Source organism: Roseovarius halophilus (ex Wu et al. 2025), assembly GCF_047086965.1.
In genome coordinates this window covers 1-9,420 of sequence record NZ_JBKOTX010000205.1, presented here as the reverse complement: position 1 = coordinate 9,420, position 9,420 = coordinate 1, and the positions used below count along the sequence as shown (strand labels likewise).

General features: G+C 68.3%; 9 protein-coding genes. 7 read left to right on the top strand and 2 right to left on the bottom strand.

What is annotated here, in order from left to right:
• The 3 genes from ACH107_RS26745 to ACH107_RS26735 all read left to right on the top strand — a co-directional run.
• Window positions 1-715: HAD-IC family P-type ATPase (locus tag ACH107_RS26745; protein ID WP_412508699.1), on the top strand; the 715-nt coding region annotated here is incomplete at its 5' end.
• Window positions 712-870: a cbb3-type cytochrome oxidase assembly protein CcoS gene (ccoS, locus tag ACH107_RS26740; RefSeq protein WP_412508697.1), complete on the top strand. Its 159-nt coding sequence runs from the start codon at window positions 712-714 to the stop codon at window positions 868-870. The genes ACH107_RS26745 and ccoS, both read left to right, overlap by 4 nt.
• A gap of 143 nt (window positions 871-1,013) precedes the next feature.
• Window positions 1,014-2,648 (top strand): hypothetical protein, encoded by a 1,635-nt coding sequence (locus ACH107_RS26735; RefSeq protein ID WP_412508696.1) that lies wholly within the window; start codon window positions 1,014-1,016, stop codon window positions 2,646-2,648.
• A 12-nt stretch (window positions 2,649-2,660) separates the two neighbouring features.
• Here ACH107_RS26735 and ACH107_RS26730 read toward each other — a convergent pair whose 3' ends face one another.
• Window positions 2,661-3,872, bottom strand: a complete 1,212-nt coding sequence (locus ACH107_RS26730; protein ID WP_412508694.1) for an alpha/beta fold hydrolase — start codon at window positions 3,870-3,872, stop codon at window positions 2,661-2,663.
• Between the two features lie 228 nt (window positions 3,873-4,100).
• Between ACH107_RS26730 and ACH107_RS26725 the strand changes: the two genes are divergently transcribed.
• The 4 genes from ACH107_RS26725 to ACH107_RS26710 all read left to right on the top strand — a co-directional run bounded on the left by ACH107_RS26725 (window position 4,101) and on the right by ACH107_RS26710 (window position 7,990).
• Window positions 4,101-4,844 carry a GGDEF domain-containing protein gene (locus ACH107_RS26725; RefSeq protein WP_412508693.1) on the top strand — a complete coding sequence of 248 codons (744 nt, stop codon included), beginning with the start codon at window positions 4,101-4,103 and terminating at the stop codon, window positions 4,842-4,844.
• 55 nt (window positions 4,845-4,899) lie between these two features.
• A complete protein-coding gene (locus ACH107_RS26720; protein WP_412508692.1) occupies window positions 4,900-5,862 on the top strand; it encodes an acetyl-CoA carboxylase carboxyltransferase subunit alpha in 963 nt (320 codons plus the stop codon).
• Window positions 5,863-5,886: 24 nt separating this feature from the next.
• Window positions 5,887-6,627 (top strand): metallophosphoesterase family protein, encoded by a 741-nt coding sequence (locus tag ACH107_RS26715; protein WP_412508691.1) that lies wholly within the window; start codon window positions 5,887-5,889, stop codon window positions 6,625-6,627.
• 187 nt (window positions 6,628-6,814) lie between these two features.
• On the top strand, window positions 6,815-7,990 hold the full coding sequence (locus tag ACH107_RS26710) for an acetyl-CoA C-acyltransferase family protein (protein WP_412508690.1): 1,176 nt from the start codon (window positions 6,815-6,817) through the stop codon (window positions 7,988-7,990).
• Window positions 7,991-8,004: 14 nt separating this feature from the next.
• Here ACH107_RS26710 and ACH107_RS26705 read toward each other — a convergent pair.
• Window positions 8,005-9,420: penicillin-binding transpeptidase domain-containing protein (locus tag ACH107_RS26705; RefSeq protein ID WP_412508689.1), on the bottom strand; the 1,416-nt coding region annotated here is incomplete at its 5' end.

The window sequence follows — 9,420 nt, the reverse complement described above, 5'->3', positions numbered from 1 at the left end:
GGCCGGTTTCGCCGCCGCCCCCGTGACCGACGTGACCGAGGTGCCGGGCCACGGCACGAAGGGGGTCTTCGAGGGCCAGGAGGTGCGGCTGGGCCGCGCAAGCTGGACCGGGGCCGAGCCGGGGGCCGAAACCGCGAGCTACCTGCAGCGCGGCGATGCGGCGCCGGTGGCCTTCACCTTTGCCGACCGCCTGCGCGACGGGGCCGAGGCGGCCGTGCAGGCCCTCGTGGACAGCGGCAAGTCCGTCTACCTGATGTCAGGCGACACCACCCCGGCGGTCGAGGCGCTGGCCCGTCGCCTGGGGATCACGCAATGGATGGCCGAGGCACTGCCGGCCGACAAGGCCACCCGTATCCAGGCAATGGCCCGCGAGGGGCGCACCGTGCTGATGGTGGGCGACGGGCTCAACGACACGGCGGCGCTGGCGGCGGCGCATGTCTCGATCTCGCCGGCCTCGGCGCTGGACGCGGCGCGGGTCGCCTCGGATATCGTCCTGCTGGGCGGGGACCTGTCGCCCATCGCGTCCGCCTGCGGCACGGCCCGGGCGGCGACGCGGCGGATCCGCGAAAACTTCCGTATCGCGACCCTCTACAACATCGTCGCGGTCCCGCTCGCGGTGGCGGGGCTGGCCACGCCGCTGATCGCGGCCTTGGCCATGTCGGCAAGTTCGATTACGGTATCGCTGAACGCGCTCAGGCTGAAAGGGCGGGCATGAACATTCTGGCGTATCTCATCCCCATCTCGCTGATCCTCGGGGGGCTTGGCCTTGTCTTCTTCATCTACACGGTCCGCTCGAACCAGTACGATGACCCCGAGGGCGACGCCCGCCGCATCCTGTCGGACGAATACGACGATCACCCCAAGCCCTGAGGCCGGGCACCCCGCTGCCCCGGTCGCGCCCGGCCGCGCCGGCGGGATCGCGGGTATTTGGACCGAGAAGAAGACAGGGCGTTGATCGCGGCGGCCCCGCCGGGATAGGCTGCGCCGCGTGGTCAAACGGGGCAGGCGGAGACATGGCTGACGAAACCGGGCGGCCCGGCTGGGTGGATGCGATCGTGTTCGATCTGGCCCGGCAGATGCGCTGGTCCTACCTGCCGCCGCTGATGGTCTATTTCGCCGCCGGCTTTTCGGGTCTGACGGCCATCGTCGGGACGTTCTACGTCAAGGAATACCTCGACCTGTCGGCGGCCTACCTCGCCGGTCTGGCCTTCTGGGCCGGCATCCCCTGGGCGCTGAAGATGCCGCTGGGGCACCTCGTGGACATCATATGGCGCTGGAAGTGGCTTCTGGTCTATCTCGGCGCGGGGCTGGTGGGGCTGAGCGTCTTCATCATGTACCTGGTGATCACGCACCGTGCGGTGATGGCGGCGATCATGCCGGTCGAGGCATGGTACGTGACCAGCTACCTGCTGGCGCCGTGCGGCCTTGTCCTGCAGGACGCGGTGGCCGACGCCATGTCGGTGGAGGCGGTGCCGCGCGTCGACGATCGCGGCCGGCCCATCCCCGAGGAAACCGCCAAGGCGATGCACACCACGATGCAGACGCTGGGCCGTTTCGCGCTGATCTCGGGCACGGTGGTCGTCGCGGCGCTGAACATCTACATGTTCTCGGGGATCGAGGCGATGGCCGAGGAGGACAAGGCGGCAATCTATGCCGGCATCTACCTGACCGCCCTGCTGATCCCGGTGATGTCGGTATCGGGGGTGGTGCTGGCGGGACTGCAGAAATACCGCGCCCGGCGGAACCTGTTGAAAACGGGGTTGGGCCCGGCCGAGGCCGATGCGCTGTTCGAGGGCCCGGACGAGAAGACGACGCCCAACCCGTGGTATTTCGTCGGTGGCGCGGGGTTCGTGGCGATCACGCTGGCTGTGGGGCTGGGGCAGCTGCCCTACGGACAGGAGATCATCTTTGCCGGTTCCATCCTGATCGTGACGCTGCTGATGCGGCAACTCGTGGGCGCGCTGAGCCCGGCACAGGCGCGCGCGCTGGTGGGGACGGCGCTGATCATCTTCTTCTTCCGGGCGGTGCCGCGGCCGGGCGACGGCATGACGTGGTTCAACATCGACGTGCTGGGTTTCGACCAGCAGTTCCTGTCGGTGCTGTCGCTCATCACCTCGATGCTGACGCTGGCGGGGATGGTGCTGTTGCGCCCGCTGATGGCGCGCAAGCCGATCGTCTGGATCGTGATCCTGCTGACGCTGGCGGCCGGGCTGCTTTTCCTGCCCAATATCGGGCTGTATTACGGGCTGCACGAATGGACGGCGCCGCGGACGGCCGGCGTGGTCGACGCGCGGTTCATCGCCATCCTCGACACCGCCATCGAATCGCCGCTCGGCCAGGTCGCGATGATCCCGATGCTGGCCTGGATCGCGCGCAACGCGCCGCCCGACCTCAAGGCCACGTTCTTTGCTGTCATGGCGTCCTTCACCAACCTCGCGCTGTCGGCATCGAGCCTTCTGACCAAGTACCTCAACAAGATCTTCGTGGTCACGCGCGAGGTCACCGACCCGGCGACGGGCGAGGTCAACGTGCCGGCGGATTATTCCGAGCTGGGCTGGCTGCTGCTGGTCGTGACGGGGATCACCGTGCTGTTGCCGCTCTTCGTGATCTGGGTCGTCCAGCGCTCCCGCTTGCGCACGAAGGACTGAGGCGCGCGCGCCTCAGCCCGCGCGCGTCTCGACCACGGAACTGCGTTCGAGCGTGCGGTGCACGGGGCACCGGTCGGCGATCTCCAGCAGGCGCGCGCGCTGGTCGGCCGTCAGGTCGCCACCCAGCCGGATCACGCGGATGAACCTGTCGACCTTGGCAGCGTCCCGGTTGTCGGCATCCTGTGCATGGACCTTGTCATGGCAGATGTCGACGCTGACATGGGTCAGCGGCCAGCCCTTGCGCCGCGCGTACATCCGGATCGTCATCGAGGTGCAGGCGCCCAGCCCGGCCGACAGGAAGCCGTAGGGCGACATGCCGCGGCCCGTGCCGCCATAGGCGGCCGGTTCATCCGCCAACACGTGATGGTCGGGACCCGCGTTGATATCCTGCAGGAAGCCGTCGGTGTCGGCCTCGCTGACACGCACCACGCCCTCGGGCGCGCCGGGCGGCGGGGCCGGTGGCGCAAGCTCGAGATACCGCGCCGCCCACGCGGCGATGACATGCGCGGCGTATTCCGCATCATCGGGGCGGGTGATCAGGTGGTCGGCATCATCGAGCGTGACGAAGCTCTTGGGGTGTTTGGCGGCGCCGAAGATCTCGGCCGCGTTCTCGATCCCGACGACAGCGTCGCGCGGCGCGTGCAGCACCAGCAGCGCGCGATGCAGCCCCGCGATCTCGTCCCGCAGGGATTCGGCCTTCACGTCCTCGACGAAATCACGGCCGATCCGCACGGGCCGCCCGCCCAGATCGACCTCGGCCACGCCCTGCGCGTCGATGGTTTCCAGCGCGCCGCCGAAATTGTGGGTGACATGCCCGGGATCGAACGGCGCGCCGATCGTGACAACGGCCTTCGCGCTGTCGATCCGCCGCGCCGCGCCGAGCACGGCCGCGCCGCCCAGCGAATGCCCGATCAGCAGCCCCGGCGCCATGCCGCGATCGGCCAGCGCCGCCGCGGCCAGTTCGAGGTCGCGGATGTTGGAGGTGAAGGAGGTATTCTCGAACTCGCCCTGCGAATGCCCCAGCCCGGTGAAATCGAAGCGCAGCACGGCAATGCCCGCGCCCGCCAGCCGCGCGGCGATGCGGCGGATGGCCGGGATGTCCTTGGAACAGGTGAAGCAATGGGCAAACAGCGCGGTTGCCAGGTGCGGCCCCTCGGGCAGATCGAGGCGCGCGGCAAGCTCGTGGCCGGCATGGCCGGTGAATGTGAAACGCTCGGTCGGCATTGGCGGCTCCTCGGGACGTGTCTGGCCGACCCTAGGCGGTGTGCCCGCCCGCCGCCAGCCCGCCGCCGCACCTTTCACGCGAAGGTGACATCGCCGGCTGTCCAATTCAAATCTCCTAAAAAGCACGGCTTTATGTGCGGCGGGCCGCCATTGCGGCGCACCCGATCTTAACCCGGGCCCGTCAGTGTGCCGAGGGTAACGGGGTGGCATGAAACGATGCGGATACGGTTGAAAACACGGGGCGATGTGCGCCTGTTCTCGGTCATCGTCACCTTGGTGGCGCTGATGGGCAATATCGGGTTGCAGCACTTGCTGCTGCCGGCCGAGCTCCACGATCGCGTTGCCCATGCCAGTTACATCGTCACCGTGATCCTGATGGCGCCGTTCTCCTTCTTCATCGGCCAGCGGATGCGCGATGTGCACGACCTGACGAACCGGTTGGAATATTCCGTCAACCATGACGTCCTGACCGGCGCCTGCACGCGGGTCAGTTTCTACGAACGTGCCACCGCGCTGGCGGGCCGGCCGCTGGTGGTGATCGTCACCGACATCGATCATTTCAAGAACGTGAACGACAGGTTCGGCCACAAGGCCGGCGACGACGCCCTGAGACAGTTCACCGCGACGCTGGCTCGGAACTGCCGGGCGGAGGATATCATCGCGCGATTCGGCGGCGAGGAATTCGTCATCCTGCTCGAGGCTGACGGCGGTGCGCAGGGCCGTGCCGTGGCACAGCGCCTCGGCGCGCGCGTGCGGGAAAACCCGCTGATCCTTGATGGCAAGCGGCTGCACGTCACATCCAGTTTCGGGGTTGCGCCCGTCCCGTCGGTAGCACGGCTGGATCTTGCCGTTCACCGCGCGGATCTGGCGCTTTACCGCGCCAAGGAAGGCGGACGCGACCGCGTGTGCCTGTATGATCCTGAAAAGGACGGCCCGGGCCAGAATCCGGCCGACCCGCCGCCGGCGGGGTGATTGCAAAACCGCGCGCGGCCCGCCATATACGGGGCGGGCAGCAGGAGAGCAGTCGATGACACATTACCTCGATTTCGAAAAGCCTTTGGCAGAGATCGAAGGCAAGGCCGAAGAACTGCGCGCCATGGCCCGCACCAGCGAGGACATGAATGTCGAGGACGAGGCCGGCGCGCTCGACCGCAAGGCGGCCGACCTGCTGCGCGACCTCTACAAGGCGCTCAGCCCGTGGCGCAAATGCCAGGTCGCACGGCACCCCGAGCGGCCCCATTGCCGTGATTACGTCGAGGCGCTTTTCACCGAGTACACGCCGCTGGCCGGCGACAGGAATTTCGCCGACGACCACGCGGTGATGGGCGGGCCGGCACGGCTTGCCGATCGTCCGGTCATGGTGATCGGGCACGAAAAGGGAAATGACACCAAAAGCCGGATCGAACGCAATTTCGGCATGGCCCGCCCCGAGGGGTACCGCAAGGCGATCCGCCTCATGGACATGGCGCATCGGTTCGGATTGCCCGTCGTGACGCTCGTGGACACGCCCGGCGCCTATCCCGGCAAGGGCGCCGAGGAGCGCGGCCAGTCCGAGGCCATCGCGCGCGCCACCGAGAAATGCCTGTCCATCGGCGTGCCGCTGGTCTCCGTCATCATTGGCGAGGGCGGCTCGGGCGGGGCCGTGGCGCTGGCCTCGGCCAATCGCGTGGCGATGCTGGAACACTCGGTTTACTCGGTCATCTCGCCCGAGGGCTGCGCCTCCATCCTCTGGAAGGACGCCGAGAAAATGCGCGAAGCGGCCGAGGCCCTGCGGCTGACGGCGCAGGACCTGCGCAAACTGGGCGTGGCCGACCGGATCATCGACGAACCGCTGGGCGGCGCGCATCGCGACCGTGACGCGACGATCGGCGCCGTCGGCCGGACGATCGAGGCGATGCTGAGCGAACTCGACGCCAAGAGCCCCGAGGCGCTGGTTCAGGATCGGCGCAAGAAGTTTCTCGAAATCGGTGCCAAGGGGCTCGCCGCCTGATCCGGGCCCTGTCAGGATGTGGTCATGCCCACGCCCCTTTATGTCATCCCCGATATTCACGGCCAGCGCGAGGCGCTCGACGCGGCGCTTGCCACGGTCGAAGCGGATGGCGGGGCGGACGCGACGATCGTCTTCCTTGGTGATCTGGTCGATCGCGGCCCCGACAGCCGCGGCGTGATCGACAGGCTGATCGCGGGGCAGGCGGCGGGGCATGACTGGACCGTTCTGCGCGGCAATCACGACCAGATTTTTCTCGACTTTCTTGACGCCGCGCATGCCGGCGCGGAGGGGCCGGGGCCGGGGCCGGCATGGCTCGGGGAAAACATGGGCGGCGTGGCGACATTGGCCTCCTACGGGGTTGCGGCCTCGCAATTGTCGCCGAACTGGCAGGCGGTGCGCAGCGCCGTGCCCCAATCGCATCGCCGATTTCTGGCAACCCTGCCCCTCTATCACGAAACGCCGGAACTGGTCTTCGTTCATGCCGGCATACGCCCGGGCATCGCGCTGTCGGACCAGTCGCCCGACGATCTCCTCTGGATCCGCGAGCCTTTCCTGTCCGACGGGCGCGATCACGGCCGGCTCGTCGTTCATGGCCACACCGCCCTGCCGTACCCGCGGCACCACGGCAACCGGGTCAACCTTGACGGCGGCGCCGGGTGGGGCCGGCCCCTGCGCCCGGCGGTGTTCGTCGGGCGGGAGTGCTGGCTGCTGACCGGAACCGGCCGCGAACCGCTTGTTCCGGGATCGCGGCGGGCGCCCCGTTAACCCGCCGCGTGCCCCGCAGCCGGGCACCGTGCGGTTGCCGCCGCGATACCGACGCGCTGTCGACAGGCGTAAAATGGCTGTCCCGCCGCGTTAATCGTGACGCCACGACGCCGCGGCAGGTTCCCGTTGCCCCGGCGCCCGCAATATTGTTACCAATGGAGATGTTTTCACGGACAGGGGTGACCCAATGACCGATATCGTCATTCTGGACGGCGCACGGACGGCAATCGGCACTTTCGGCGGGGCACTTGCCGCGACGCCGCCAACGGCGCTCGGCGCCAGCGCCGCCAAGGCTGCGATGACCCGGGCCGGTGTCGCCCCGGGGCAAATCGGCCATGTCGTTTTCGGACATGTGATCAATACCGAACCCAAGGACATGTACCTGTCCCGTGTCGCGGCGATGGAGGCCGAGATCCCCGACAGCGTCCCGGCGATGAACGTCAACCGCCTGTGTGGGTCGGGGGCGCAAGCCATTGTTTCCGCTGTGCAATCCCTCATGCTGGGCGATGCCGACATGGCCCTTGCGGGCGGGGCGGAAAGCATGAGCCGCGCGCCCTTCGTCATTCCCGACCAGCGGTGGGGCGCCAAGATGGGCGATGTCCGCACGCTTGACATGATGCTGGGCGCGCTGAACTGCCCTTTCGGCACGGGGCATATGGGCGTCACCGCCGAAAACGTCGCGGCCGAGCACCGCATCAGCCGCGAGGATCAGGACGCCTTTGCGCTGGAAAGCCAGACCCGCGCCGCGCGCGCGATCGAGGCGGGTCGCTTCGCGTCCCAGATCGTCCCGGTGGAGGTCCGGGTGAAGCGTGATACCGTCACCTTCGACACGGATGAACACCCCAAGCCGACAACGCCCGATTCGCTGGCCGGCCTGCGTCCCGCCTTTCAAAAGGACGGGACAGTAACCCCCGGAAATGCCAGCGGAATCAATGACGGTGCAGCGGCTGTCGTGCTGGCGCGGGCCGACGCGGCCAAGGCCGCGGGCCTGCGTCCCAAGGCCCGTCTGTTGGGCTATGCCCATGCCGGCGTGCGCCCCGAGGTGATGGGCATCGGCCCCGTCCCCGCCGTGCGTGCGCTGCTGGATAAAACCGGTCTCACCGGCGATGATTTCGATGTCGTCGAATCGAACGAGGCCTTTGCCGCGCAGGCGCTGGCGGTGAACAGGGAGCTGGGCCTCGACCCGGCCCGGGTGAACCCCAATGGCGGCGCCATCGCGCTCGGCCACCCGGTCGGGGCGACCGGCGCGATCCTGACCGTCAAGGCCCTTTACGAACTGGCGCGCATCGGCGGCAGCCGTGCGCTGGTGACAATGTGCATCGGCGGCGGACAGGGCATCGCGCTGGCATTCGAACGGATGTGACCCTGGCGGTCCTGCTAGTCGATACGGATGGAAACGCGCGCGGCGCGCCCCTTGGCGTCGATCACGGAAATCGTGGAAAACCCCTTGCTGTCAACCGGTAAGCTGGCTTCGCGTTGATGGATCCCGGTGCGTAGCGGCCGCCCGTTCGCCATGAAAGTGAATGGTGGCACACCGTCGCGCAGCTTGACTGTCAACCGCTCATCTGTGATCGGCAGGCGCGCGCCATCCGGCGGAAACACCAGCTTGGGGGCGCCCGGGGATGTACTGAACACGCTGCCGCGTCCGGTGAAACGGCGCAGCGGTTGCGGTAGTTCGGCGGTCGGGACGATCAGGCTGTCGGGCGGCGGCGGTGGCAGCGGCTCGGCCCTGTCCTTGAGGCGCTGGAACGCCTCGAACAGCAATGGCGCAGCGATCTCGCCACCGAAGGCACCGGGCACGGGCGTACCGTCGGGGCGTCCCACCCAGACACCGGCGACATGCCGTCTGTCGAACCCGACAGCCCACGTATCGCGATGACCATATGACGTGCCTGTCTTGTGGGCCAGCCGCCATGTCGGTGCCCCCGCCGGCGGGGCAACGCCCGACAGGATATCGGCCACCTGCCAGGCGGCGGTGCGGCCCAGCACCTGCACCGCCGGCGCGGTCGTGGCCCCTTGCCGCCAACGTAGGGGCCTTGCCTGTCCGCCATTGGCCAGCATGGCGTAAGTCTGCACCATGTCGGACAGCGTCACGCCCACCCCGCCAAGCGCCACGGCCAGCCCCGCCCGGTCGCCCGGCAGTTCCGGCCGCGCGCCAGCACGACGCATCACGTCCATCAGGTGGGCCGGGCCGATCTCGTTCATCAAAAGGACGACGGGAATGTTGAGCGACAGGCGCAGCGCCTCGGCCACGGGCAACTCACCGCGGAAGGCGCCGTCAAAGTTCTCCGGGCTGTAATCGCCGAAGGTGACAGGCCGGTCCGGGATCAGGGTCTGTGGATGCGCCAGACCCCGGTCGAAGGCCATCGCGTAGACGAGCGGCTTCAGCGTGGAGCCGGGCGAGCGTGGCGCGCGCGTCATGTCAACGAAGCCGTACCGTGCTGGCCGGGCCGCATAGCCGGCGGAACCGACCGAGGCGAGGATCTCGCCGTTTCGGTGATCGGCGATCTGGATGGCCACTGATACGCCGGGCGGCAGGCGGCGCGCGCTGCGTCGTGCAAGCCTTTCAAGCGCGCGTTGCAGGTCGCCATCAATCGTCAGGTGATGGCGCGTGACGCCGGGCCTTTGCCCCGTCGCGCGATCGGCCAGATGTGCGGCCAGCATCGGAAAACCCCGGCGTTCGGTCGGTACGGGGTCGGTCAGGGCGGCGCGATACGTTTCACGCGTCATCACGCCCTGAGCGGCAAGCCGCGCCAGAACCCGGTCGCGCGCGGCGCGGGCCGCGGGCGCGTC